The following is a 24,179-nucleotide window of genomic DNA, read 5'->3' as shown; positions in this document are numbered from 1 at the left end:
GGCTTGAAACATGATCGTTCGCACCACAGCTGAGATCACCGGGACGGACCGCGATGTCGCCGACGGAACCTGGCGATCCAAGCGCATTCTCCTGGCCGGCGACGGTGTCGGGTTCTCGTTCCACGAGACCACCATCGAGTCCGGGTCGGTCAACGAGTTCCACTACCAGCACCACATCGAGGCGGTCTGGGTCATCGAGGGCACCGGCACGCTGACGGATCTGCAGACCGGCCAGCAGTACCCGCTCGCCGATGGGACCATGTACGTCCTCAACAACCATGACCGCCACCGGGTTACGTGCGACGAGCAGCTCCGGATGTTGTGCGTGTTCAATCCGCCGGTGACCGGGCGGGAGGTCCACGACGAGAACGGCGTCTACCCGGCGCCGCAGTCGGTCGCATGACGGCAGTCCAGCGAGAATCCGTCGGCGAATCGCGAACGGACTCGGCCGGTGTCGAGGATCGGTACCCGACCCGGCTCGACCACGCGATCGAGCCGATACCGCGCCAGGAGCCCGTGGTGTGGGGCGGTGTGGCTGACGGACCGTTGAGCCAGCATCACCTGGACGGTTTCTCCGAATACGGGTACCTCGTGGCGCCGGAGACCGTGTCGGATGACTGGCTGCCGCTGTTGCGGCACGAAATCGACCGGATCGCAGTAGATCTGGAGTCGGATGACCCACGGGTGATCCGTGAGCCGGGTGGCACGATCCGGTCGATCTTCGAACCGCACCTGCTCAGCGACCTGGTCGCACAGCTGGTCCGGCTCGACACGGTGTTACCGATCGCGCGGCAGCTCCTGGGCGGCGACGTCTACATCCACCAAGCCCGGATCAACCTCATGCCCGGTTTCACCGGGACAGGGTTCTACTGGCACTCCGACTTCGAGACCTGGCATGCCGAGGACGGCATGCCGGCGATCCGTGCCGTCTCGTGTTCGATCGCCCTGACCGAGAACTACCCGTACAACGGGTCGCTCATGGTCATCCCCGGCTCGCACCAGACGTTCTATCCCTGCGTCGGCGCCACGCCCGAGGACAACCACGGCACCTCCCTGGTCGCCCAGAACGTCGGCGTGCCCGATCAGACGACGTTGACCAAGGCCGTCGACGAGCACGACATCCACCAGTTCACCGGTCCTCCCGGCACTGCCCTGTGGTTCGACGCCAACCTGTTGCACGGCTCGGGGTCCAACATCACACCGCTGCCGAGGTCGAACGTCTTCCTGGTTTTCAACTCCGTCGACAACGCGCTGACGGAGCCGTTCGCCGCACCGCGGCGACGGCCCGAATACCTGGCGGCCCGGGGTCGGGGTGCACAGGCCGTCACCTAGGCTGGCCCCATGCAACGGATCATCGGAACAGAGGTCGAATACGGCATATCCTCGCCGTCAGATCCGACCGCCAATCCGATCCTGACCTCGACGCAGGCAGTGCTGGCGTACGCGGCAGCCGCCGGGATTCAGCGGGGCAAGCGCACCCGGTGGGACTACGAAGTCGAATCCCCGTTGCGGGACGCTCGCGGATTCGACCTGTCGCGGGCCTCCGGGCCGGCTCCGATCGTCGATGCCGACGAGGTCGGCGCGGCCAACATGATCCTCACCAACGGTGCCCGGCTGTACGTGGACCATGCCCACCCGGAGTACTCGGCGCCCGAGTGCACCGATCCGATGGATGCGGTGATCTGGGACAAGGCCGGTGAGCGCGTGATGGAGGCCGCGGCCCGCCATGTCGCCAGTGTGCCCGGCGCCGCCAAGCTCCAGCTCTACAAGAACAACATCGACAACAAAGGTGCGTCCTACGGTTCGCACGAGAACTACCTGATGAGCCGCCAGACTCCGTTCTCTGCGGTGATCGCCGGGTTCACGCCGTTCCTGGTGTCCCGTCAGGTGGTGACGGGTTCCGGCCGGGTCGGCATCGGACCGTCAGGGGACGATCCCGGCTTCCAGCTGTCGCAGCGGGCCGACTACATCGAGGTCGAGGTCGGCCTGGAGACCACGCTCAAGCGCGGCATCATCAATACCCGCGACGAGCCGCACGCCGACGCCGACAAGTACCGCCGGCTGCACGTCATCATCGGCGACGCCAACCTGGCCGAGACATCCACCTACCTCAAGGTCGGCACCAGCTCTCTGGTGCTCGACCTGATCGAGGAGGGCCCGCAGTTCGGGCTGGACCTGTCCGATCTGGCGCTGGCCCGGCCGGTGCATGCGGTGCACGTCATCAGCCGCGATCCGTCGCTGCGGGCCACGGTCGCGCTCGCCGACGGTCGGGAGATGACCGCGCTGGCGCTGCAACGGGTCTATCTGGACCGGGTGGCCAAACTGGTCGACATCAAGGACTCCGACCCGCGGGCTTCCCACGTCGTCGAGACCTGGGCCCATGTGCTGGACCTGCTCGAACGCGATCCGATGGAATGCGCCGAGATCCTGGACTGGCCCGCCAAGCTGCGGTTGCTGGAGGGGTTCCGCCAGCGCGAGAACCTCGGCTGGCAGGCGCCTCGGCTTCACCTGGTCGATCTGCAGTACTCCGACGTCCGGCTGGACAAGGGCCTGTACAACCGGTTGGTGGCGCGCGGTTCGATGAAGCGCCTGGTCACCGAACAGGAGGTGATCGACGCGGTGGACAATCCGCCGACCGACACCCGGGCATACTTCCGAGGCGAATGCCTGCGCCGTTTCGGCGCCGATATCGCCGCGGCCAGCTGGGACTCGGTGATCTTCGATCTCGGCGGGGATTCGCTCGTCCGGATTCCGACGCTCGAACCGCTGCGTGGAAGCAAGGCGCATGTCGGGGCCCTGCTGGACTCCGTGGACAGCGCCGCGGAACTCGTCGAGCAACTCACGAACTGACGATCTCGACCGGTGAGCTATCCCGGGCAATCCGGGTGCCGACCGGTACTGTGGAAGAACCGGTTGGGCGGTTAGCCCGGCCGATCACAATTGCAGGAGGCAGCGATGGCTCAAGAGCAGACCAAGCGTGGCGGTGGCGGCGGCGAGGATGAGGACCTCCCGGGTGCATCGGCCGCCGGCCAGGAGCGTCGCGAAAAGTTGGCCGAAGAGACCGACGATCTGCTCGATGAGATCGACGACGTGTTGGAAGAGAACGCAGAAGACTTCGTGCGCGCATACGTCCAAAAGGGCGGCCAGTGACCTGGCGCGAGAACCTGTCTCTGTCCCAACCAACCCTCTCCGGTACCCCCTCTGTAGCCATGGACCTGTCATCTTTCTCTGAGTTGTTGCGGCGGCAGGCCCCCGAGCTGTTGCCGGTGAACCGTGTCTCCGACGGCGCGATCAACCCGACGAACGTAGTGCCGCACGGGACGACCATCGTCGCGATCAAGTACCCCGGCGGGGTGCTGATCGCCGGTGATCGTCGCTCCACGCAGGGCAACATGATCGCCGGGCGCGATGTGCAGAAGGTGTACATCACCGACGAATACACGGCGACCGGCATCGCGGGTACCGCGGCCATCGCAGTGGAGTTTGCCCGGCTCTATGCCGTGGAGCTGGAGCACTACGAAAAGGTCGAAGGGGTGCCGCTGACGTTCCGCGGCAAGGTGAACCGGTTGGCGATCATGGTGCGGGGGAATCTCGGTGCCGCACTGCAGGGTTTCGTGGCGCTGCCACTGCTGGTGGGCTACGACGTCGACGCCGCCGACCCGCAGACCGCCGGGCGCATCGTGTCTTTCGACGCCGCCGGCGGGTGGAACATCGAGGAAGAGGGCTACCAGTCGGTGGGCTCGGGCTCGATCTTCGCCAAGTCCTCGATCAAGAAGCTGTACTCGCAAGCGGTCGACGCGGATTCGGCGCTGAAGGTGGCGATCGAGGCGCTCTATGACGCTGCCGACGACGACTCCGCCACCGGCGGACCCGATCTGGTGCGCGGCATCTATCCGACCGCGGTGACCCTCGGCGCCGGCGGGGCCGAGGAGATCGCTGAGGGACGCATCGCCGAGCTGGCCCGCGAGGTCATCGCGCGCCGGACCCGGACGGGCGGTGAGGGGTAAATGAGCTTCCCGTATTTCATCTCGCCCGAGCAGGCGATGCGTGAGCGCTCCGAATTGGCCCGCAAGGGCATTTCCCGAGGCCGCAGCGTGGTGGCGTTGGCGTACGACAGCGGCGTGCTGTTCGTCGCCGAGAATCCGTCGCGCTCCCTGCAGAAGGTCAGTGAGCTCTATGACCGGGTCGGCTTCGCCGCCGTCGGCCGGTTCAACGAGTTCGACAATCTGCGGCGCGGCGGCATCCAGTTCGCCGACACCCGCGGCTACGCATATGACCGTCGGGACGTGACCGGTCGCCAGCTGGCCAATGTCTACGCGCAGACTCTCGGCACGATCTTCACCGAGCAGGCCAAGCCCTACGAGGTCGAGCTGTGCGTGGCCGAGGTCGCGCACTATGGCGAGACGAAGGCCCCGGAGTTGTACCGGATCACCTATGACGGGTCGATTGCTGACGAGCCGCACTTCGTCGTGATGGGCGGCACCACGGAGCCGATCATCGCCGCGCTGAACGAGTCGTACGCGGAGAACGCCGATCTGGCCGCTGCGATCAAGATCGCGGTGGAGGCGCTGGGCGCGAGCGGTAATGGATCCGAGGCACGCGCTCTGGGTCCGGCGACACTCGAAGTCGCCGTGCTCGATGCCACCCGGCCGCGCCGGTGTTTCCGCCGGATCACCGGTGCCGCGCTGGAAGCGCTTCTGCCTGAAGCGGTTTCGGACAAGACGGCCGATGCTGAGCCGTCGGTGAAGCCGAAGAAATCAGGTAAGTAGGTTGACCACCGCTTCGGCCTCGGTGCCGTCGCGGTAGAGCCGCCACGTGAGGTCCGCCAATTCGTCGGGATCGATCGTCGGTAGATCACCCGCGCCCGCCATCGCCTGGTAGATGTCGCCGCGCTCGATCAGGCCGCCGATGGTTACCGTCCCGGCGTACACGCCTGTGGGCGCAAGCGCGGCGTGCAGCGTGACTGCGTAGTTGCGCAGCGCCGCCGCCGCCAGGGCGAGCCCGCCGAGCGGGGGCATCGGCACGACACTGCTCAGCCCGCCGGCGAACAGCAATCCTCCGCTGCCGCGCTGTTGCATCTCGGGAAGCAGTTGGGCGGCAAAGTCGACCGCGGGTACGACGCTGTCGAGCGCGGCTTTCGCGCCTGCGGCGTCGAGACCGGTGATGTCGTCGGTGGGTGCCGATTCAAACGCGGCGGGACCGTAGTAGCCGACGTCGATCCGGCCGAACCGGGCGCGGGCAGCGTCGATGGCACTGCGCAGCTGATCGGGTCGGGATGCGTCGGCCACATAGGCGGCCGCCTCGATTCCGTTGTCGGCCAGTGCCTCCAGGTAACCCGAATGCCGTCGTGATGAACGCGAAATCAGTGCTACGCGGTACCCCTCGGCGCCGAACCGCTGCGCGACGGAAAGACCGAGACCGGGGCCGACGCCGAGTGCCAGCAGGACGGGAGAAGAAGTTGAGGTCATGCTCAACTTAATAACACAAGTTGAGTGTGCCCTCAACTTCGATATGCTGAACGGCATGGCGGCAATGCGTGCGGATGCGGTCCGTAACCGGGACCGGTTGATGGCCGCGGCCGCGGATCTCTTCACCGAGCGCGGCGTCGACGTACCGCTCGACGAGATCGCCCGACGGGCCGGCGTGAGCATCGGCACGCTCTACAACCACTTCCCGAACCGCGGCACACTCCTGGATGTCGTGCTGTCCGATCGTTTGGCCGTCATCGATCGGTTGGCGCAGCAGGCGCTCGGCGATGCCGACCCGTGGCGGGGGTTCACCGGATTCCTCGACAGCCTGTTCGCGATGCAGGCCTCGGACCGCAGCATCAACGACGCGGTGGCCCGAAACCCGGTCGGCGCTGTCGACGTCGCGGGCGAATGTGGCCGTGCCGGTGGGCTTCTCGAGGCCGTGGTGGGCCGGGCCAGGGAGGCCGGGGTGCTCCGCGCCGACTTCGGGGCGGATGACCTGTCCACGCTGATGTGGGCCATGTCGAAGGTGATCGCGATGGCCGACGGCGACGATGCCGTGTGGCGGCGCCACCTCGGTTTTGTACTGGACGGGCTGAGGAGCCCGGCCGGCTCACCGTCCGTCGGTGTCCTCGGGGCGCCAGCCGACATAGGTGAACCACAGTCCCATCGCGGTCAGCAGTAGGAAGAAGCAACGTGCGGCGATCAGCAGCCCGGCGCTGGTCACAGTTGCATCGGCACCGGACTCGATGGCAGACGGGATGGCCATCATGGCTGCCCCGCGCAGTGCGACGAACCAGCCGAACAACGAGATCAGCACGGCGGTCACGCTGTACCAGTACTGGTGGAAGGCGATCACGACCAGCCCCATCAGCAGCATGGCGGCCCCGAGGATCCAGGGCAGAGTCCCGCTGGTGAACAGGTCGCCGAGCAGGTTCTGAAGGCTGGGCAGCCGGATCGCGATGATGACGGTGGCGATGGCGACGAAGGGGCCGAGGACTCTGGCGAACGCGCGGGTGCGTTGCCGGGCCTGCGGTGTGGGTTGCGGCATGTGCGGCTCCTGATTAATAAACCGACTGACGGTCTATTTTTAGGCTAGACTCGGTCCACGTCCAACGTCAACGGAGGATTCGTGGCACGTCAGGTGAACCCCACCGAATACGCCGTTCGGCGTCGCGACATTCTCGATGCAGCACTGCGGTTGATGCACGACAAGGGCTACGAGGCGATGACCATCGAGGATCTTCTGGCCCAGCTGCAGATCTCGAAAGGGGCGCTCTACCACTACTTCCGGTCCAAGCGCGCCCTCCTCGAGGCCGTCATCGAGCAGATGGGAGAGAGTGCCACCGTCCGGTTGGCCCGCATCGTCGAGGACCCGCACCGCGGGGCACTCGACAAGATGCACGCCTACTTCGACGCATCGAGGGCATGGAAATCGGAGAGTGTCACCGAGGTGGCGACCCTGATCCGGTTGTGGCATGACGAGAACAATGCGCTGCTGCGGCAGAAGATGACCCAGGGTTCGATGCGCACCACGGCGCCCATGCTGGAGTCGATCATCCGCCAGGGTTGCGCCGAAGGCGTCTTCGACACCGATTACCCGCACGAGGCCGCAGGCATCATCACCGGGATGGGACTACACCTGGCCGATGCGTTCATCGATGCGATCGAGGCGGACGGCGCCACGGGCTCCGACATCAGCGGGGCGAATGCCCAAAAGGTTGTGGGTGCCTACCTGCAGGCGTTCGAACGCATCCTCGGCGCGCCCGCCGGGTCACTGCACGCGTCGGCGTCCTCAGGCCAGGGGGAAACGTAGCTTCGCGACAGCGGTCTGGTTCCAGATGCCGGAGCTGATTTCGTCAGGCCGCACGGCGTAAGCCGCACCGCCTTTGTCGAGGACCGTCACCGCGACGCGGGACAGGACGTCATAGCCGGAATCGTCGTAGTGCAGCGCTCCGGTGGCTGCCTCGATCCGGCCCACCACATCGACGGTGAAGTTGTACACCAGCGTGTCCACCGCCCCGGCCGCCGCGGCCCGCGTGATGTCGCCGAGATCGGTGGCCACCAGCCCCTTGCCGATGTCGTCGCCCAACTCGTCGACCCACGCGCTGGCCTGCTCGGCGTTCAGGGCGGGCAGCGACTCCCGGATGGCGCCGTCGATCTGATCGGGCCGCAGCTGGTCTGCCGCGCCGGGCACCGCCACGATCTGGCGTTTGTGGTCGAGGCCGCGGTACATGTCGAGCAGCGGGCCGGTCGCGAACAGGTACAGCGGTCGCGTCGACGACGGATCGAGCTGTCCCAGTTCGCTGTCCACCGCATCGGCGACCCGCTTGGCGTACTGCTCGAGTAACACCTTCTTGCCCTCGTCACCGACCAGGCGCCGCACATGACCCCGGTCGCGGACGGTGGCGCGGTGGGTCGCATCGGCGACGTCGACGGCGTACTCGCCGGTGAGCTCCAACTCCTCGGCCCGCGTACTCGCGGTGGCCTGCCACAGGTTCCAGCCATCGGCGGACAGCGTCAGCGCGTAGGCGTCCTGCGGCGTGGTGACTGCCCGCACCAACTGGCCGATGTCGAAGTAACTGCCCACCTGCAGTTGGCTGTCCAGAGCGTTGGGCAGGACGTAGACCTCATGGAAGTCGTCGGCGATGAAGATGGCCACCGAACGGGACAGGCTCAGCCACAGTTCCGATTCGGCGATCTCGGTCCAGCGTGACCGCAGCTGTTCCTCCACGGCGTGCCGCGCCCCGGATTCGCGGATCGTGCGCAGTGCCCGGTCCACCGCGCTCTTCGCCGTCAGCACGCTCTTCTCCCGCTCGTCCGGTCCCGGTGCGGTTTCCGCATAGACCGTGATGGCGTTCTCGTGGGGCTCGCCAAGGCGGATCAGGTCGGCAACATCGGGTAGTTCATAGCGGGTCATCACCACTCCTTTGTGTCGATGCTTCTCCAACCCTATGCCTGCCAGGGGCGCTGACCAGGGTCAAAAGTCCGAGAAAGGTTGCGCCACGAACACGATGGACGAGCTTGCCCACCGTTACCGTCAGCCACCCCGTAAGCTCGATGGCGTGCAGCGACGAATCATGGGCATCGAGACAGAATTCGGTGTGACCTGCACGTTCCATGGCCATCGCCGGCTCAGTCCCGACGAGGTTGCCCGCTATCTGTTCCGGCGGGTCGTGTCGTGGGGCCGCAGTTCCAACGTGTTCCTTCGCAACGGCGCCCGGTTGTATCTGGATGTGGGCAGCCACCCGGAGTATGCGACGGCCGAGTGTGACAACCTGACCCAGCTGGTCACCCACGACCGCGCCGGTGAGCGCGTCCTGGAGGACCTGCTGATCGATGCCGAGCAGCGGCTCGCCGACGAGGGCATCGGCGGCGACATCTACCTGTTCAAGAACAACACCGACTCCGCGGGCAACTCCTACGGCTGCCACGAGAACTACCTGATCGTGCGGGCCGGTGAGTTCTCCCGGATCTCCGATGTGCTGCTGCCGTTCCTGGTCACGCGCCAACTCATCTGCGGTGCGGGCAAGGTGCTGCAGACACCGAAGGCCGCAGCCTTCTGCCTGAGCCAGCGCGCCGAGCACATCTGGGAGGGCGTCTCCAGCGCCACCACCCGCTCGCGGCCGATCATCAACACCCGCGACGAGCCGCACGCCGACGCCGAGAAGTACCGCCGGCTGCACGTCATCGTCGGCGACTCCAACATGTGCGAGTCCACCACCATGCTCAAGGTGGGCACCGCCTCGCTGGTGCTGGAGATGATCGAAGCCGGTGTCCCGTTCCGGGATTTCTCCCTGGACAACCCCATCCGCGCCATCCGTGAGGTCAGCCACGACCTGACCGGGCGGCGTCCGGTGCGGTTGGCGGGCGGGCGGCAGGCCAGCGCCCTCGACATCCAGCGCGAGTACTACAGCCGGGCCGTGGAGTATCTGCAGACCCGGGAACCGAGCACCCAGATCGAGCAGGTCGTCGATCTGTGGGGCCGCCAACTCGACGCGGTCGAGAGCCAGGATTTCGCGAAGGTCGACACCGAGATCGACTGGGTGATCAAGCGCAAATTGTTCCAGCGCTACCAGGACCGCTACAACATGGAGCTGTCCGATCCGAAGATCAGTCAGCTCGACCTCGCCTACCACGACATCAAGCGTGGTCGTGGCGTGTTCGACCTGTTGCAGCGCAAAGGTCTGGCCTCCCGGATCACCACCGACGAGGAGATCGACGCCGCGGTCAACACCCCGCCGCAGACCACCCGGGCCAAGTTGCGCGGCGAGTTCATCAGCGCCGCACAGGAAGCCGGGCGCGACTTCACCGTGGACTGGGTGCATCTCAAGCTCAACGACCAGGCTCAGCGCACCGTGCTGTGCAAGGATCCGTTCCGATCGGTCGACGAGCGGGTCAAGCGCCTGATCGCCAGCATGTGAGCTCTAAGCTTTCATCTCGTGGCGGTATCCAAAGTCGAGCGGTTGATAAATCTTGTCATCGCGTTGTTGTCCAGCGATCGGTTCCTGCCGGCCGACAAGATCCGCGGCATCGTCGCGGGCTATGAGGACAGTCCCACCGATGAGGCGTTCTCCCGGATGTTCGAGCGTGACAAGAACGAACTGCGCGACCTGGGAATCCCGCTGGAGACCGGGCGGGTTTCCAAGTTCGACGCGACCGAGGGCTACCGCATCAACCGCGACGAGTACGCGCTGCCCGCGGTCCAGTTGACGGGCGATGAGGTGGCGGCGGTCGCGGTGGCCACTCAACTGTGGCAGTCGCCCGAGTTGATCACTGCGACGCAGGGAGCACTGCTGAAGCTGCGTGCCGCGGGCGTGGATGTCGATGCCGACGGGGCCGGTGTGGCCATCGCCTCGACCGCAACGCTGCCCGGCCTGCGCGGCTCTGAAGAAGTGTTGCGAATCCTGTTGTCGGCGATCGATTCCGGGCACGCGGTGCAGTTCCGGCACCGCGCCTCGCGCAACGTGGAGCACACCAGCCGCAACGTCGAGCCGTGGGGCGTCGTCACCCATCGCGGCCGGTGGTATCTGGTCGGACACGACCGTGACCGCGACGACACCCGTACCTTTCGCCTTTCCCGTATCGATCCCGACGTGAGCACGGTCGGGCCGGCCTGCGCGGTGGCCAAACCCGACGAGGTGAACCTACGTGACATCGTCGCGCGTGCCGTGGCCGAACAACCGACCGGTGAACAGGCCAGGGTGTGGATCGCCGGCGGACGCGCCACCGCGCTGCGCCGTCAGGCGATCGAGACCGTGCCGCGCACGCTGGGCGGGCGCGCAGGGGAGGAGATCACCGTCGACATCGGAATGTCGGACCGGCTGGCCCGCGAGATCGCCGGCTACGGCGTCGACGCCGTCGCGCTGGAACCACCGTCATTGCGCGACGACGTGGTGAGCCGGTTGCGGGCGCAGGTGGAGCGGTCATGAGTCAGGTTTCCACCCGGTTGGTCCGGATGCTCAACATGGTGCCGTATTTCCAGGCCAACCCGAAGGTCACGCGTTCGGCGGCCGCGGCCGCCCTGGGGGTGACAGCCAAGCAGCTCGACGACGATCTGCGGCAGCTGTGGATGTGCGGGCTTCCCGGCTACAGTCCCGGCGATCTCATCGACTTCGACTTCGAAGGGGACACAGTCGAAGTCACCTTCAGCGCCGGTGTCGATCGCCCGCTGCGCCTGACGTCGACGGAGGCCACCGGCATCCTGGTGGCCCTGCGTTCGCTGGTCGACGTGCCCGGGATGGTGGACCCCGAGGCCGCTCGCAGCGCCATCGCCAAGATCGAATCGGCGGCGGGCAGCCAGCGCGCCGCTGTCGAGGAGAGCGTGCCCCAGGAAACCGGGACGGCCGCGGCGGTACGCGCCGCGGTGCGGGACGCCCGTGCGCTGACCCTGGAGTACTACTCGGCTTCGCGTGATTCGCTCACCACCCGCACGGTGGACCCGATCCGCGTCGTGCTCATCGGCGACAACAGCTACCTGGAGGCGTGGTGCCGCAGCGCCGAGGCGGTCCGGATGTTCCGGTTCGACCGGATCGTCGCGGCAGAGCGTCTCGCCGATCCCGCTGAGCCGCCGTCGCCGGCGGTGCAGGCCGGCATCGATACCTCGCTGTTCGATCCCGATACCGCCGACCCGTCGTTGCCGTCGGCAACTCTGCTGATCGACCCATCCGCGTCGTGGATGTTCGACTACTACCCGTTGCGGGTGGTCAATGAATTGCCCGACGGGGCGTGCGAAGCGGTGATGACGTACGCCTCGCCCGAGTGGATGGCGCGCTTCCTGCTCGGATTCGGTTCGGCGGTGCGGGTGTTGGCCCCACAGGAACTTGCGCAGCGGGTGCAGGAATCTGCCGGAGAGGCGTTGCGTGTCTATGACGCGGTGACGCCGCATGCGTACAACACCGACGGCACACGCGAGTAGACTCGGCACCGACGTCTGGAGGTAACCAAATTGGGTGGTCTACAACCCTGGCACTGGATCATTGTTATCGCGGTGTTCGTACTGCTTTTCGGTGCCAAGAAGCTGCCGGACGCCGCCCGGTCGCTCGGTAAGTCGATGCGGATTTTCAAGTCGGAGATCAAGGAGATGCAGTCGGATTCTTCAGCGTCTTCGGGTCCCACGGCCGACAACCCCCCGCCGGCGAAGCCGATAGCTTCCGAGCGGGTCGAGGCGCCTGCCCCGGAGCAGTCCCCGGATCGCCACACGGCCTGACCGGTCCGGCAGCCGATCGCGGTCATCGCCCCGCGATGCCGTGTCGCGTCTACGACCAGGCCTCTAGAACACGCCAGTGACCTCCGGATTCATCAAGAAGCTCGATCCACGTCGCCGCCGTTCGCGGGTCAACCCCGACGGCACGATGTCGTTGGTCGACCACCTGCACGAGTTGCGCAACCGTCTGTTGATGGCGGTGGCCGCCGTTCTGCTGACGACGATCTTCGGCTTCCTGTGGTACACCCACGGCTTCTTCGGCTTCCACAGCCTGGGGGAGTGGCTGCGCGGCCCGTACTGCGCGCTGCCCGACTCGGCGCGCGCGACGATCGCACCGGACGGCGAGTGCCGTCTGCTGGCCACCGGCCCGTTCGACCAGTTCATGCTGCGCCTCAAGGTGGCGTTGGCGGCCGGGCTCGTGCTGGCCTGCCCGGTGTGGCTCTACCAGCTATGGGCGTTCATCACGCCGGGCCTGTACAAGAAGGAACGCCGCTTCGCGATGGCGTTCGTGTGCGTCGGCGCCCTGTTGTTCATCACCGGCGCGATCCTGGCGTACGTGGTGCTGGCCACGGCCCTGGGCTTCCTGCTCTCCGTCGGCAGCGACGTGCAGGTCACTGCGCTGTCGGGTGACCAGTACTTCGGATTCCTGATCAACCTGCTGCTGGTGTTCGGCATCAGCTTCGAGTTCCCACTGTTGATCATCATGCTCAACCTGGTGGGCATGCTCAGCTATGAGCGGCTCAAGGCCTGGCGCCGCGGACTGATCTTCGGGTTGTTCGTGTTCGCGGCGTTCGCCACCCCCGGGTCGGACCCGTTCACGATGCTGGCACTGGCCGGCGCGCTCAGCCTCCTGTTGGAGTTCGCCATCCAGGTGGCGCGGATCAACGACAAGCGCAAGGCCCGGCGCGAGGCACTGGAGGTGCCCGAGGACGAGGCTGCGCCCATCCCGACGGTGGAACCCGTCGAACGGCCCGAACCTGTGACAGAACCGGATTTGGGTCCGTCACGGATCGGCATCGACGACGATGCCACCTGAACCAGGTGAGGGGACGGGCGTTGAGCTGACCAGGTTCACCGCCGAATACCCGTTCGCCCTCGATGATTTCCAGGTGCGTGCCTGCCGCGCGCTGGAGAGCGGGCACGGCGTCCTGGTGTGTGCGCCCACCGGGGCTGGTAAGACCGTGGTCGGTGAATTCGCGGTGCACCTGGCGCTGGCGGCCGGCGGAAAATGCTTCTACACCACGCCGATCAAGGCGCTGAGCAACCAGAAGCACAACGATCTGGTGACCCGCTACGGTGCGGACAAGATCGGGTTGCTGACCGGCGACCAGTCCATCAACGGCGACGCCGACATCGTGGTGATGACCACCGAAGTGCTGCGCAACATGCTGTATGCGAATTCACCTGCACTGCACGGACTTTCCTACGTCGTGATGGACGAGGTGCACTTCCTGGCCGACCGGATGCGCGGCGCGGTGTGGGAAGAGGTCATCCTGCACCTGCCCGAGGAGGTGCTGCTGGTCAGCCTGTCGGCCACTGTCAGCAACGCCGAGGAATTCGGTGGCTGGATCCAGACCGTCCGCGGCGACACCACCGTCGTCGTCGACGAACACCGGCCCGTCCCGCTGTCGCAGCACATGCTGGTCGGCCGGCGGTTGTTCGACCTGTTCGAGGGCGCCGGAAGCACTGACGGAGCCGCCCGGGCGGCGACATCAACCTTGGTAGACCCAGAGCTGTTGCGCCACATCAGTCATCGGCGCGAGGCGGACCGGCTGGCCGACTGGCAACCACGCGGGCGTGGCCGCGGAGGAGGTCGCCCGCAGCTGTACCGGCCGCCCAGCCGGCCGGACGTCATCGCCACCCTGGACGGCGCGGGGCTGCTGCCCGCCATCACCTTCGTGTTCTCGCGGGCCGGATGCGACGCGGCGGTCCAACAGTGCCTGCGTGCGCCACTGCGGCTCACCACTGACGAGGAACGCGGCCGGATCGCGGAGATCGTCGACCGACGCTGCGCCGATCTGGCCGAATCCGACCTGATCGTGCTCGATTACCACCAGTGGCGCGAAGGCCTGCTGCGTGGGCTCGCCGCCCACCACGCGGGCATGCTGCCGGTCTTCCGGCACACCGTGGAGGAACTTTTCACCGCGGGCCTGGTAAAGGCGGTGTTCGCTACCGAAACGCTGGCGCTGGGGATCAACATGCCCGCCCGCACCGTGGTGCTCGAGCGCCTGGTCAAGTTCAACGGCGAGCAGCATGTCCCGTTGACACCGGGCGAGTACACCCAGCTGACCGGGCGCGCCGGGCGTCGCGGCATCGATGTCGAAGGCCATGCCGTTGTGCTGTGGCGGCCCGACGACAGCAACGCCGAACCCGCCGAGGTCGCCGGCCTGGCTTCCACTCGAACCTTCCCGTTACGTAGCTCGTTCGCGCCGAGCTACAACATGACCATCAACCTGGTGCAGCAGATGGGGCCAGAACAGGCCCACAAACTGCTCGAACGTTCGTTCGCCCAGTACCAGGCAGACCGGTCGGTGGTCGGGTTGGTGCGCGGGATCGCGCGCGGCGAACGGATGATGGGCGAGCTGGCGACCGAATTCGGCGGTCCAGACGCGCCCATCCTCGACTACGTCCGGTTGCGGGCGAAGATCACTGAACGCGAGCGTGCGCAGTCGCGGGCCTCGCGCCTGCAGCGACGCAAGGCGGCCACCGATGCGTTGTCCGCGTTGCGCCGCGGCGACATCATCACCATCACCCAGGGGCGCCGCGGTGGACTGGCGGTGGTGCTGGAGCCTGCCCAGCGCGACAGTGACGACCCGAGACCGCTCGTGTTGACCGAACACCGTTGGGCCGGCCGGATTTCGTCCGCCGACTACTCAGGTGCCTCGGCCCCGCTGGGCGCGATGACGCTACCCAAGCGGGTGGAGCACCGGCAGCCGCGCGTACGCCGGGACCTGGCGTCGGCGTTGCGCTCGGCCGCAGCCGACCTGTCGTTGCCGTCGGTGCGGTCGGGCCGGCGCACCGGCGCCCCCGAACGTGACGTCGATCCCGAACTCGCCGGCCTGCGTGACGAGTTGCGTGATCATCCGGCCCACCAACTGCCAGATCGTGAAGCGCAGGCCCGGATCGCCGAACGGTATCTGCGCATCGAACGTGACAACGCCCAGATCCAGCAGAAGGTGAACGCGGCGACGAACTCACTGGCCCGCACCTTCGACCGGATCGTGGCGCTGCTCAGCGAACGCGGGTTCATAAAAGCGAACAACGACGGTGAACTCAAGCCGGATCTCAGCGTCACCGATGCCGGCCGGCTCCTGGCCCGCATCTACAGCGAGAGCGACCTGCTGGTGGCCGAATGCCTGCGTGCTGGGCTGTGGCAGGGCCTGCAGGCGGCAGAACTGGCGGCGGTGCTCTCGGCGGTGCTGTTCGAGTCCCGTGGGGATTCGGCGGGCGGTGTGTTGGGAGTCGACATTCCCACGGAGGGCCTGCGTCGCGCGCTGGCCCGTACCCGGCGGATGTCGGTGGACCTGCGCGGCGACGAACAGCGGCACCGGCTGGCCCCGGGGCGCGAACCCGACGAAGGATTCGTGACCGCGGTCTACCGCTGGGCCACCACCGGAGATCTGGCTGCCGCCCTGGCCGCCTCTGATGTGAACGGGTCGGGTTCGACGCTCTCGGCGGGCGATTTCGTGCGGTGGTGCCGCCAGGTCCTAGATTTGCTCGACCAAGTCCGTAATGCCGCGCCGCAATCCGCCCTGCGCAATACCGCGAAACGCGCTGTCAACGATGTTCGGCGCGGCGTTGTTGCTGTTGATGCGGGGTAGGGTGTCTGAGGCGACACAGAACAGGATCAAGGAGAACCATGAGCGGACCGCAGGGATCTGACCAGGGACAACAGTGGCCCGGTCAGCAGCCTGAGCCCGGAGCGGACCAGGCGTCGGGCGCCGAGGCATGGCAGCCGCCGACCCCCGCTTCCGAGGACCCCACGACCAACACTCCGGCCTGGCAGCCTCCGGCGTACACGCCGCAGCAGTACCCGTCCTACCCGCAGCAGCCGCAGGGCGTTCAGCAGCCGGATTATTCGCAGCCGCAACAGCCCCAGCAGCCGCAGTATCCCGGGCCTGATCAGTACGCCCAGCAGGCGTACCCGCAACCCGGCCAGCAGCCCCAGTACGGCCAGGTGCCCGGTTACGGGCAGCAGCCGCAGTACGGCCAGCCCGGCCAGCAGCCCCAGTACGGACAGCCCGGACAGCCGGGTCAGTTCGGTCAACCGGGCCAGTACGGCGCTCCCGGTCAGTTCGGTCAGTACGGCATCCCAGGTGCCGACCAGGGTTCCAAGGCTTCACTCGGGGTGATCGGCGGCGTTGTCGGCGGCGTGGTGGCGCTGTTGCTGATCATCCTGGCGGTGACCGCCTTCTGGCTACCCGGCTGGGCGGTCACGACCAAGCTCGACATCAACAAGGCCCAGAGCGGCGTCGAGCAGATCCTGACCGACAAGACCAACGGCTACGGCGCCACCAAGGTGACCGGTGTCAAGTGCAACGACGGCGAAAATCCGAAGGTCGAGAAGGATTCGACGTTCGACTGCGAGGTCACCATCGACGGCACCAAGCGCAAGGTGACGGTGACCTTCAAGGACGACAAGGGCACCTACGAGGTCGGTCGGCCCAAGTAGTCCTACCGGTCGCCACGTTGGTTTGGCCCGGCGCGTTGGCTGACTTCTCGCCGATTTCTACATGAGGGCAGCTCGCCGCGCCGTGAGCGACCCGCATGTAGAAAACGGCGCGTAAAGCCCGCGCGATGGGCAATGTCCGAGATCAGCCGGGCAGCCGGTCCAGGGCCGACTGCAATCGGCTGATCGACGAGGTCACCCCGTACGCCGCGGCCAGGTCGGCGACCCGGGCCGGATCGCCGGCGACCAGCGGCAATTGATCGGTCGCAGTGGTCATGGTCACCGGGGCATCGGTGGCCACCCGCACCACCGGCTCGGCCGCCGCCAGGTAGTCGGCCGCGGCCAGCAACTTGGCCCGGTGTGCTTTGGACAGTGAGGATTTCGGATCCTCGGTGGCCGCTTTGATGCCCTCCAAGGAGCCGAATCGGGCCAGCAGGGCCGCGGCCGTCTTCTCTCCGATGCCGGCTACACCGGGCAGTCCGTCGGACGGATCACCCCGCAGCAGGGCGAGCTCCGCATACGCGGGTCCGGCTCGGTCGACGGGCACCCCGTACAGCTCTGCGACTTCCTCCGGACCGTACTTCGTCGCCTTGGCCAGCCCTCGACCGATGTAGAGCACGCGCACGGCGGGGGCGGGCTCGTCACGTACCAGCTGCAGTAGGTCACGGTCGCCGCTGACCACCACGACCGGATCCCGCTGTTCACGTGTCGCCAGCGTGCCGAGCACGTCGTCGGCTTCGAACCCGGGCGCCCCGGCCGTCGCGATGCCGAAGGCGTCGAGCAGCTCGATGATCATGTCGACCTGCGGGGTGAGGTCGTCGGGAACCTCTTCGACGTAGAGGGTTCCATCAGGAGGAGGCCGCAGCCCGATGTCGGCCTCCGGCCGAGCGACCCGGTGCGCCTTGTACGAGGGCACCAGGTCGACCCGCCACTGTGGCCGCCAGTCGTCGTCGCGGCACACGACGAGCCGGCGCGGCCGTTCCCGGGTCACCAGAGTGGCAATCGAATCGAGGAACCCGCGCACCGCGTTCACCGGCCGGCCGTCGGGGGCCTTGATCGACGAGGGCACACCGAAGTACGACCGGAACCACATGCTGGCGCCGTCGAGCAGCAGAACCGGGTCGCTCACTGGATCCTCCCGAAGATGTATGAGGCGGCGGTGACGGCTTTGCCGCCGGCACCCTCGTCGTACAGGGTGGCCCTGACGGCGACGCTGCCGGCACCCGCGCTCCCGGCGCCGGTCAGTACCTGGGTGTCGACCCGGAACGGGCCGGCCTTGCCGCGCGCCAAGAACATCACGTGCGACGAAAGGCCTTGCAACGCAACGCTGTTTGTGGCCTCGACCGCGCTTTCCATGGCAGCCGTCTCCAGTATCACGAACTGCGGGCCGATGTGAAGGGCGGCGTCCGGTGAGGCCACCTCGACTGCCAGCTCCGGCAGCGCCCAGTGCCCGGCCCACGGTCCGCTGTCGCGCTTGCTGCCACCGAACACCTGCCACAGCGGCGGCAGATCCGGTCCGTCGACGACACCTATCGGGTCGACGGGCATCTTCTCCAGGCCCTCCGGTGGTGTGCCGATCGAGATGCCCTGGCCCTCGGTCAGTGCGATGACCCGGTCCGGATTGTCGGCGTCGACGATGACCGAGCGGCTATAGGCCAGTTGCCTGCCCTGTTTGAGGACCTCGGTGTCCACCCGGATGCGAGCCACATCCGTGGCCGGATCCAGGACCTGACAGGAATGGATGACCGGATTGGGCACGGCCTCCAGATCACTGACTCCGCCGCTGTCGGGAGAGGAGATACCGAGCACCGCAAGCAGCAATCCGCCCGCAGGGTTGCGCATGTCGCGACGCAACGTGACCGTGTCGTCGACCGGGCCCAGGTCCATCGAGGCATACGAGCGCCCGAGGTATCGATAACTGAGCAGGCCGCCCCAGCGCCTGCGCAGCTCAGTGGCATAGGCCTCGGGATCGTCGGTGAGATCACGGATGTCACGCAACATTCCAGCGACAGTAGCCGGTGGCGTCGGTGAGCTACGGACTAGCCTCGACGCCATGAGCGTCAGCCGATTCAGCACCGATGTCTACGCCCAACGGCTTTCCGCGGCGGCGTCCGCCGCGGCGGACGCCGGATTGACCGGTCTGGTCATCACCCCGGGCTATGACCTGCGGTACCTGGTGGGCTCCCGGGCGCAGACCTTCGAGCGGCTGACGGCGCTGGTGCTACCGGCCTCCGGCGACCCGACGATCGTGGTGCCGCGCCTGGAATTGGCGGCGCTGCGTGAGTCGGCGGTCACCGAACTCGGTGTGACGGTGCGCGATTGGGTGGACGGGCAGAACCCGTATCAGATGGTCTCCGACGCGCTCGGCGGGCCGGGAAGTGCCGTGGCGGTCACGGATGCCATGCCCGCCCTGCACCTGCTGCCCCTTGCCGACCTGCTCGGCGTGGTTCCGGTGCTGGCCACCGATGTGCTGCGCCGGCTGCGGATGATCAAGGACCCCGCCGAGATCGATGCGCTACGCAAGGCAGGTGCGGCGATCGACCGCGTGCACGCCCGGGTTCCCGAGTTCCTGGTGCCTGGCCGCACCGAGGCCGATGTGGCCGCTGACATCGCCGAAGCCATTGTCGCCGAAGGGCATTCAGAAGTTGCGTTCATCATCGTAGGCTCCGGCGCCAACGGTGCGGACCCGCATCACGAGTGCTCCGACCGTGAGTTGCGCGCCGGGGACATCGTCGTCGTCGACATCGGAGGTCCGTACGAGCCCGGCTACAACTCCGACTCCACCCGCACCTACAGCATCGGTGAGCCGGATCCGGAGGTGGCGCGTCGCTATGCGGTACTGCAGCGCGCGCAGCAGGCCGCCGTCGCGGCCGTGCGCCCCGGGGTGACCGCTGAGCAGATCGACGCGGCCGCGCGCGACGTGCTGGCGGCCGAGGGGCTGGCCGAGGCGTTCGTCCACCGCACCGGGCACGGCATCGGGCTGTCGGTGCACGAGGAGCCCTACATCGTGGCCGGTAACGATCTGCCCCTGGAGGTCGGGATGGCATTCAGCGTCGAGCCCGGCGTGTACTTCCCGGGCCACTGGGGCGCCCGTATCGAGGACATCGTCGTGGTCACCGAGGGCGGTGCGTTGTCGGTCAACAATCAGCCGCACGACCTCGTCGTCGTCCCGGTGGGCTAGGCGTACGCACCGCTATCCACGCTGCAGCAGGTGGCGGATCAGCTGGTCCAGGTGGTGGGCGTCGGTGATGACGGGGCTGCCGTGGATGAAGCTGGTCATGATGCCGCTGATGAAGGTGAGCACCACGACGGCACTTTCCTCGATCTGGGTGGCCGGCACGGTGGGATCGTCGTACCAGCGGGCGATGACTTCGCGTGCCCGGCTGTAGAACTGGACGCCGTAGGTCGCCATGATGGCCGCCAGGTCAGGGTCCCGGTGGGCGTGCAGGATCAGCTCGAACCGAGCCCTGGTGCGGGTCAGGTAGGGCTCGGTACCCGAGAGCATCACCAGCCGCGCGAGCCCCAGGGTGCCGCCGTATTGGCGCTCGAATCGATCGCTGCGCTCGTCCATCATCGACAGGTCACCGAGGTCGAGTTCGGTCAGGCGTTCCGCGACCCCGTGCAACAGGAGTTTGCGAGTACGGAAGTAGTACGACGTCGTTCCTGCCGGCAAACCCGCCTGCCTGTCCACCCGGGGATGGCTGAGTCCCCGTGCGCCTTCCGTGCTCAACAGCTCGATGGCGGCGTCGGCCAGGTCGGCGCGCCGCTTGGTCGGGTTGTACTTACGAGGTGCGCTGATGGCGCAATCCTAACCTTCCAGCTACCAACCGACGGGGAGGCGATCAGAGCAAATTCTCCATGAATATCCTCTAATGCCTTAGAGGATGTTAGGTTGCGGCGATGGGGGAGAACGACGGATTTCGTTGCGAGCGCTTCGGCGCCGGCACCTCGCCGGCCGGCCACAGCCACACCGCGGCGCTGCGGTGGGCGGCAGTGTGCGCGACCCTCCTGACTGTCCTCATCTGCGCCGCCTCGCCCGCCTGGGCAGGCCTGCCCCCGGGTTTCGACCCGAACAACGACGTCTGGTCAACCGCGGTGGCGGCGGCGACGTGTCGCCCGGGCGATCGTGTCGAGACCGGTCTGCAGGGTGAGGTGCCCGTCGGGGATCGCGATTCCCGACGCAGCACATTGGGCTACAACTGCAACATCGATCTGGTCGGCCAGTACCAGGGGCCCGGTGCCGGCTGGACCAGTGCGGCATACAAGAACTGCGTTTACATCGGTTCGACCTTCCCGCACACGGACGGGGTCCAGGTGGTCGATGTCTCCGATCCGGCGCATCCCCGTCCCACCGTGATGCTCGATCAACCCGCCATGGTCAACGGCACGTGGGAATCATTGAAGGTCAACGAAACCCGCGGTTTGCTGGCCGGGACCGGGGTGCCGTTTCTGTTCGGGCTCGGGTACATCTCCATCTACGACATCGCGACCGACTGCGCGCATCCCCGATTGCTCAACGAGGGCCGTGGATCGCTGCCCGGGGTGCGGATTCCGATGCTCACCCACGAAGGCGGGTTTTCGCCCGACGGCAACACATACTGGGCTTCCGGCCAGATCTGGGCCAGCGCTGTCGATGTCTCCGATCCGACCGACCCCGGGGTGGTGTGGAGCGCACCGGCGGGCTTCGCCAGCCACGGCATGGATTTCACCCCGGACGGCGACACCATGTTCATGTCCACCGCAGCCGGGCTGAACGTGCTGGACACCTCCGCCGTACAGGACCGAGCAGCACCGGGTACGACCATGCACCAGCTGTTACCCAGTCGCGGGTACAAACACTGGCATGACGGATTGATCAGCCAACACAGCATCTACGTCACCTACGACGGGGTGCCACACCTGTTCAACGTCGACGAGTTCGGCTCCGGTGGGGTCAAACTCTTCGACGCCTCCGATTTCTCCGACCTGAAGCTGCGCACCACCGTCAAACTAGACATCAACCTGCCGCAGAACCTCGACCGATGGGCCGCCAGCGCCTCCAGCAGCGGAGCCTTCGGTTATGAATCCCACTACTGCAGCGTCGACCGCCGGCAAGACCCCCAGGCGTTGGCGTGTGGGTGGGCGCAATCCGGGATCCGGGTATTCGACGTCCGCGATCCCGACAACGTCCACGAAATCGCCTACTTCAACCCACCGGCCCAGACCGGGAAGAACGACCAGCTCCCGAACTCTCAGCATGTGCGCTTCGGCGGCATCGTGGTGCCGCCGGCCAGCAGCGTCATCGCCGTGGCCCACGCCATCCTCAACGGCCAGATCAACGGCGATGACATCGTCCGCGACGGCCGGATCATCGGGCTGGACCTCTCGGCGGACTGGTGTATGTCCCCACCGGAATTCCGCGGCGATCTGCTGTACGTGACGTGCTCGGACAACGGCTTCATGACACTGCGCCTCGACCGGTCGGTGTACCCGCCACGATGACCGTCCGCCGCGCTCTTCGTGCCCTTGTGATGGCCGTCGTCGCCGCTGTGGCGGGTGCCGTCCTGTGCGCTGCGGTGATGGACCGCGACCACCCCCGGCCACCGGTCCTCTCGGCGCTGGAAATCGGCTTCGCCCAAGACATGACAGCGCACCACCAGCAGGCCGTCACGATGACCGACATGCTGGCCGCAGACGCTTCGCCGGAGGTCACGGCGCTCGCCGAACAGATCCGCTTCACCCAGCTCGTCGAAATCGGACAGATGACCGGCTGGCTTCAACTCGCCGGTGCGGCGCCGTCGTCCACCCAGCCGATGGCCTGGATGTCGGACGAAGGTACGGATCACCACGAGCACGCGACGGTCATGCCCGGTATGGCCACACCCGAGGATCTCGCCCGCCTGCAGCGCAGCACGGGCCCCGACAACGAGACGCAATTCCTGAAACTGATGACGCGCCACCATCAGGGCGGAATCACCATGGCGGGCTATGCATTTCAGCACAGCGATAACGACGCCGTACGCCGGGCCGCAAGCCTCATGGTCACCGAACAGACCGAAGAGATCCAGCTGATGACCCTGATGCTCGACGCGCCTGGCTAACCCTCGCTGCGGTCCAGAAGCTCCGAAGAACCCAGTACGCGTTCGATCCGTACCTCGATCACCACGCGACGGGGATTCACCCGCGGCGTGCGGTAGCGCTGGGCGTATCGCAGCTCGGCATCGCGGACCGCATCGGCTTCGCTGCGCACGGTGGACTTGCCCTCCAACGACAACCAGCGCGCGCCGTCGACCTGGCTGAGCACGGCGATCCCGCGCTCGTGCGCGTTCACCGCTTTCTGGGAGCCGCCGTTGGTGATGACCCGGGCGATGTGTGTCTTGGGATCGAACGTGAAACCCACCGCCACGACGTGCGGCGAGTTGTCCGAGCGCAGCGTGGTCAGCATGGCCAGGTGACGTTCGGTGAGAAACGCCAGTGCTTCGCTGGTGAGCTTGGTGGTTGCCTTGCCACGAGATGTAGCCATCGGGGTCCACGCTAGCGCAGGACATAATCGCTGCCATGGAGGACACAGCAGACACGGCCGGGTTTGCAGGCACGGATCCTCGTGTCGTGGTGATTTTCGGCGGCCGCAGCGAGATCGGTGTCGAACTCGCGGTGCGGCTCGCGGCCGGGGCGGTCATTGTGCTGGCCGCGCGTCGCGCCGACCACCTCGATGCGCAGGTCGCCGCGGTGCGGGCGGCCGGGGCCGCCGAGGTGCACACGTGCGAGTTCGACGCCGACGCCCTCACCGGCCACAGGGGTGTCATCGAGGCGATCGAAACCGCCCACGGTCCGATCGGTACAGCGGTGCTGGCGTTCGGGGTGCTGGGAGATCAGGACCGGGCCGAGGCCGACCCCGCTCACGCGGCGGCCGTCGTGCACACCGACTACGTGGCCCAGGTCAGCCTGCTCACCGTCCTCGCCCAGCGCATGCGCGCCGCGGACCGGGGGCGGCTCGTGGTGTTCTCCTCGATCGCGGGCGCCCGGGCCCGCCGCGCCAACTACGTCTACGGTTCGGCCAAGGCCGGCCTCGACTCGTTCGCCTCCGGCCTGGGCGACGCCCTGCACGGAACCGGCGTGCAACTGTTGATCGTGCGGCCCGGATTCGTGATCGGCCGGATGACCGAGGGCATGGAGCCGGCGCCGTTCTCGAGCACGCCGGCTCAGGTGGCCGATGCCACCGCCAAGGCGCTGGCCCGGGGCAAGAGTGCGGTGTGGGTGCCGTGGGTGATCCGACCGATGATCTTTGTGACGCGGTTTGTGCCGCGGCCGATCTGGCGCAGGATGCCGCGGTGATGAGCGCTTGCGCGAAGAACAG

The 24,179-nt window shown here is 66.9% G+C and carries 26 protein-coding genes; 19 read left to right on the top strand and 7 right to left on the bottom strand.

All coding sequences use genetic code 11. The annotated features are described in order from the left end of the window. Positions 1 to 10 precede the first annotated feature (10 nt). The 6 genes from ACZYZF_RS13075 to prcA all read left to right on the top strand — a co-directional run bounded on the left by ACZYZF_RS13075 (position 11) and on the right by prcA (position 4,769). Positions 11 to 403: an ectoine synthase gene (locus ACZYZF_RS13075; RefSeq protein ID WP_463746808.1), complete on the top strand. Its 393-nt coding sequence runs from the start codon at positions 11 to 13 to the stop codon at positions 401 to 403. Then, positions 400 to 1,332 (top strand): ectoine hydroxylase, encoded by a 933-nt coding sequence (thpD, locus tag ACZYZF_RS13070; protein ID WP_463746809.1) that lies wholly within the window; start codon positions 400 to 402, stop codon positions 1,330 to 1,332. Before ACZYZF_RS13075 ends, thpD begins: the two co-directional genes overlap by 4 nt. 9 nt (positions 1,333 to 1,341) lie before the next feature. After that, on the top strand, positions 1,342 to 2,850 hold the full coding sequence (gene dop, locus ACZYZF_RS13065) for a depupylase/deamidase Dop (RefSeq protein WP_463746810.1): 1,509 nt from the start codon (positions 1,342 to 1,344) through the stop codon (positions 2,848 to 2,850). Between the two features lie 105 nt (positions 2,851 to 2,955). After that, positions 2,956 to 3,150, top strand: a complete 195-nt coding sequence (locus tag ACZYZF_RS13060; RefSeq protein WP_019343292.1) for a ubiquitin-like protein Pup — start codon at positions 2,956 to 2,958, stop codon at positions 3,148 to 3,150. Positions 3,151 to 3,209: 59 nt separating this feature from the next. Next, positions 3,210 to 4,007, top strand: coding sequence for a proteasome subunit beta (gene prcB / locus ACZYZF_RS13055; protein WP_463746811.1), 798 nt, complete (start codon positions 3,210 to 3,212; stop codon positions 4,005 to 4,007). Next, positions 4,008 to 4,769: a proteasome subunit alpha gene (gene prcA, locus ACZYZF_RS13050; RefSeq protein ID WP_463746812.1), complete on the top strand. Its 762-nt coding sequence runs from the start codon at positions 4,008 to 4,010 to the stop codon at positions 4,767 to 4,769. Here prcA and ACZYZF_RS13045 read toward each other — a convergent pair. Then, a complete protein-coding gene (locus tag ACZYZF_RS13045) occupies positions 4,758 to 5,468 on the bottom strand; it encodes an SDR family NAD(P)-dependent oxidoreductase (protein ID WP_463746813.1) in 711 nt (236 codons plus the stop codon). The genes prcA and ACZYZF_RS13045 overlap by 12 nt on opposite strands. A gap of 55 nt (positions 5,469 to 5,523) precedes the next feature. On the opposite strand from ACZYZF_RS13045, the gene ACZYZF_RS13040 reads away from it, so the two are divergent. Then, the gene (locus ACZYZF_RS13040) at positions 5,524 to 6,153 is read left to right on the top strand and encodes a TetR/AcrR family transcriptional regulator (RefSeq protein ID WP_463746814.1); all 630 of its coding nucleotides are present in this window, start codon (positions 5,524 to 5,526) and stop codon (positions 6,151 to 6,153) included. On the opposite strand, the gene ACZYZF_RS13035 is transcribed toward ACZYZF_RS13040, so the two are convergent. Further along, positions 6,082 to 6,519 (bottom strand): hypothetical protein, encoded by a 438-nt coding sequence (locus tag ACZYZF_RS13035; RefSeq protein WP_463746815.1) that lies wholly within the window; start codon positions 6,517 to 6,519, stop codon positions 6,082 to 6,084. The two genes, ACZYZF_RS13040 and ACZYZF_RS13035, sit on opposite strands and share 72 nt — an antisense overlap. Before the next feature lie 81 nt (positions 6,520 to 6,600). On the opposite strand from ACZYZF_RS13035, the gene ACZYZF_RS13030 reads away from it, so the two are divergent. Continuing rightward, positions 6,601 to 7,284 (top strand): TetR/AcrR family transcriptional regulator, encoded by a 684-nt coding sequence (locus ACZYZF_RS13030; protein WP_463746816.1) that lies wholly within the window; start codon positions 6,601 to 6,603, stop codon positions 7,282 to 7,284. Here the strand turns inward: ACZYZF_RS13030 and ACZYZF_RS13025 are convergent. Further along, a complete protein-coding gene (locus ACZYZF_RS13025) occupies positions 7,264 to 8,388 on the bottom strand; it encodes a baeRF11 domain-containing protein (RefSeq protein WP_463746817.1) in 1,125 nt (374 codons plus the stop codon). The two genes, ACZYZF_RS13030 and ACZYZF_RS13025, sit on opposite strands and share 21 nt — an antisense overlap. Positions 8,389 to 8,533: 145 nt before the next feature. Between ACZYZF_RS13025 and pafA the strand changes: the two genes are divergently transcribed. From pafA to ACZYZF_RS12990, 7 genes are all read left to right on the top strand, one after another. Continuing rightward, a complete protein-coding gene (pafA, locus tag ACZYZF_RS13020) occupies positions 8,534 to 9,892 on the top strand; it encodes a Pup--protein ligase (RefSeq protein WP_208301349.1) in 1,359 nt (452 codons plus the stop codon). A gap of 18 nt (positions 9,893 to 9,910) precedes the next feature. Beyond that, complete coding sequence (locus ACZYZF_RS13015) at positions 9,911 to 10,900, top strand: helix-turn-helix transcriptional regulator (RefSeq protein WP_463746818.1); 990 nt, start codon at positions 9,911 to 9,913, stop codon at positions 10,898 to 10,900. Next, the gene (locus tag ACZYZF_RS13010) at positions 10,897 to 11,886 is read left to right on the top strand and encodes a helix-turn-helix transcriptional regulator (RefSeq protein WP_463746819.1); all 990 of its coding nucleotides are present in this window, start codon (positions 10,897 to 10,899) and stop codon (positions 11,884 to 11,886) included. Before ACZYZF_RS13015 ends, ACZYZF_RS13010 begins: the two co-directional genes overlap by 4 nt. Positions 11,887 to 11,916: 30 nt before the next feature. Continuing rightward, positions 11,917 to 12,177: a Sec-independent protein translocase subunit TatA gene (gene tatA, locus ACZYZF_RS13005; RefSeq protein WP_463746820.1), complete on the top strand. Its 261-nt coding sequence runs from the start codon at positions 11,917 to 11,919 to the stop codon at positions 12,175 to 12,177. Between the two features lie 76 nt (positions 12,178 to 12,253). After that, complete coding sequence (gene tatC / locus ACZYZF_RS13000; RefSeq protein WP_463746821.1) at positions 12,254 to 13,210, top strand: twin-arginine translocase subunit TatC; 957 nt, start codon at positions 12,254 to 12,256, stop codon at positions 13,208 to 13,210. After that, positions 13,200 to 15,995 carry a DEAD/DEAH box helicase gene (locus ACZYZF_RS12995; RefSeq protein WP_463746822.1) on the top strand — a complete coding sequence of 932 codons (2,796 nt, stop codon included), beginning with the start codon at positions 13,200 to 13,202 and terminating at the stop codon, positions 15,993 to 15,995. Before tatC ends, ACZYZF_RS12995 begins: the two co-directional genes overlap by 11 nt. 38 nt (positions 15,996 to 16,033) lie before the next feature. Then, a complete protein-coding gene (locus tag ACZYZF_RS12990) occupies positions 16,034 to 16,846 on the top strand; it encodes a DUF4333 domain-containing protein (protein ID WP_463746823.1) in 813 nt (270 codons plus the stop codon). Positions 16,847 to 16,988: 142 nt separating this feature from the next. Here the strand turns inward: ACZYZF_RS12990 and ACZYZF_RS12985 are convergent, their stop codons facing one another. Next, positions 16,989 to 17,972, bottom strand: a complete 984-nt coding sequence (locus ACZYZF_RS12985; protein ID WP_463746824.1) for a 5'-3' exonuclease — start codon at positions 17,970 to 17,972, stop codon at positions 16,989 to 16,991. Further along, complete coding sequence (locus tag ACZYZF_RS12980; protein WP_463746825.1) at positions 17,969 to 18,844, bottom strand: hypothetical protein; 876 nt, start codon at positions 18,842 to 18,844, stop codon at positions 17,969 to 17,971. The genes ACZYZF_RS12985 and ACZYZF_RS12980 overlap by 4 nt, the downstream gene beginning before the upstream one ends. Positions 18,845 to 18,896: 52 nt before the next feature. On the opposite strand from ACZYZF_RS12980, the gene ACZYZF_RS12975 reads away from it, so the two are divergent. Further along, entirely contained in the window at positions 18,897 to 20,024 is a 1,128-nt protein-coding gene (locus ACZYZF_RS12975; protein WP_463746826.1) for a M24 family metallopeptidase, read from the top strand. A gap of 12 nt (positions 20,025 to 20,036) precedes the next feature. Here the strand turns inward: ACZYZF_RS12975 and ACZYZF_RS12970 are convergent, their stop codons facing one another. Continuing rightward, on the bottom strand, positions 20,037 to 20,516 hold the full coding sequence (locus ACZYZF_RS12970) for a TetR/AcrR family transcriptional regulator (protein ID WP_463746827.1): 480 nt from the start codon (positions 20,514 to 20,516) through the stop codon (positions 20,037 to 20,039). Positions 20,517 to 20,743: 227 nt separating this feature from the next. Between ACZYZF_RS12970 and ACZYZF_RS12965 the strand changes: the two genes are divergently transcribed. Next, positions 20,744 to 22,324 (top strand): LVIVD repeat-containing protein, encoded by a 1,581-nt coding sequence (locus tag ACZYZF_RS12965; RefSeq protein ID WP_463746828.1) that lies wholly within the window; start codon positions 20,744 to 20,746, stop codon positions 22,322 to 22,324. After that, complete coding sequence (locus ACZYZF_RS12960) at positions 22,321 to 22,923, top strand: DUF305 domain-containing protein (RefSeq protein ID WP_463746829.1); 603 nt, start codon at positions 22,321 to 22,323, stop codon at positions 22,921 to 22,923. Before ACZYZF_RS12965 ends, ACZYZF_RS12960 begins: the two co-directional genes overlap by 4 nt. On the opposite strand, the gene ACZYZF_RS12955 is transcribed toward ACZYZF_RS12960, so the two are convergent. Continuing rightward, entirely contained in the window at positions 22,920 to 23,345 is a 426-nt protein-coding gene (locus ACZYZF_RS12955) for a F420-dependent biliverdin reductase (protein WP_463746830.1), read from the bottom strand. The genes ACZYZF_RS12960 and ACZYZF_RS12955 overlap by 4 nt on opposite strands. Before the next feature lie 35 nt (positions 23,346 to 23,380). On the opposite strand from ACZYZF_RS12955, the gene ACZYZF_RS12950 reads away from it, so the two are divergent. Next, a complete protein-coding gene (locus ACZYZF_RS12950; protein ID WP_463746831.1) occupies positions 23,381 to 24,157 on the top strand; it encodes an SDR family NAD(P)-dependent oxidoreductase in 777 nt (258 codons plus the stop codon). The last annotated feature ends 22 nt before the right edge of the window (positions 24,158 to 24,179 follow it).

The sequence above is a fragment of the Mycobacterium sp. IDUB_24 genome (assembly GCF_055419385.1).
Note: the sequence above shows the minus strand (reverse complement) of the source record. Positions and strands in the feature narration are given on the sequence as shown.

Coding starts and splice junctions, on each gene's coding strand:
- ACZYZF_RS13075 (WP_463746808.1), top strand. CDS start 11: ATGATCGTTCGCACCACAGCTGAGATCACCGGGACGGACCGCGATGTC.
- thpD (WP_463746809.1), top strand. CDS start 400: ATGACGGCAGTCCAGCGAGAATCCGTCGGCGAATCGCGAACGGACTCG.
- dop (WP_463746810.1), top strand. CDS start 1,342: ATGCAACGGATCATCGGAACAGAGGTCGAATACGGCATATCCTCGCCG.
- ACZYZF_RS13060 (WP_019343292.1), top strand. CDS start 2,956: ATGGCTCAAGAGCAGACCAAGCGTGGCGGTGGCGGCGGCGAGGATGAG.
- prcB (WP_463746811.1), top strand. CDS start 3,210: ATGGACCTGTCATCTTTCTCTGAGTTGTTGCGGCGGCAGGCCCCCGAG.
- prcA (WP_463746812.1), top strand. CDS start 4,008: ATGAGCTTCCCGTATTTCATCTCGCCCGAGCAGGCGATGCGTGAGCGC.
- ACZYZF_RS13045 (WP_463746813.1), bottom strand. CDS start 5,468: ATGACCTCAACTTCTTCTCCCGTCCTGCTGGCACTCGGCGTCGGCCCC.
- ACZYZF_RS13040 (WP_463746814.1), top strand. CDS start 5,524: ATGGCGGCAATGCGTGCGGATGCGGTCCGTAACCGGGACCGGTTGATG.
- ACZYZF_RS13035 (WP_463746815.1), bottom strand. CDS start 6,519: ATGCCGCAACCCACACCGCAGGCCCGGCAACGCACCCGCGCGTTCGCC.
- ACZYZF_RS13025 (WP_463746817.1), bottom strand. CDS start 8,388: ATGACCCGCTATGAACTACCCGATGTTGCCGACCTGATCCGCCTTGGC.
- ACZYZF_RS13010 (WP_463746819.1), top strand. CDS start 10,897: ATGAGTCAGGTTTCCACCCGGTTGGTCCGGATGCTCAACATGGTGCCG.
- ACZYZF_RS12995 (WP_463746822.1), top strand. CDS start 13,200: ATGCCACCTGAACCAGGTGAGGGGACGGGCGTTGAGCTGACCAGGTTC.
- ACZYZF_RS12990 (WP_463746823.1), top strand. CDS start 16,034: ATGAGCGGACCGCAGGGATCTGACCAGGGACAACAGTGGCCCGGTCAG.
- ACZYZF_RS12980 (WP_463746825.1), bottom strand. CDS start 18,844: ATGTTGCGTGACATCCGTGATCTCACCGACGATCCCGAGGCCTATGCC.
- ACZYZF_RS12975 (WP_463746826.1), top strand. CDS start 18,897: ATGAGCGTCAGCCGATTCAGCACCGATGTCTACGCCCAACGGCTTTCC.
- ACZYZF_RS12965 (WP_463746828.1), top strand. CDS start 20,744: ATGGGGGAGAACGACGGATTTCGTTGCGAGCGCTTCGGCGCCGGCACC.
- ACZYZF_RS12960 (WP_463746829.1), top strand. CDS start 22,321: ATGACCGTCCGCCGCGCTCTTCGTGCCCTTGTGATGGCCGTCGTCGCC.
- ACZYZF_RS12955 (WP_463746830.1), bottom strand. CDS start 23,345: ATGGCTACATCTCGTGGCAAGGCAACCACCAAGCTCACCAGCGAAGCA.
- ACZYZF_RS12950 (WP_463746831.1), top strand. CDS start 23,381: ATGGAGGACACAGCAGACACGGCCGGGTTTGCAGGCACGGATCCTCGT.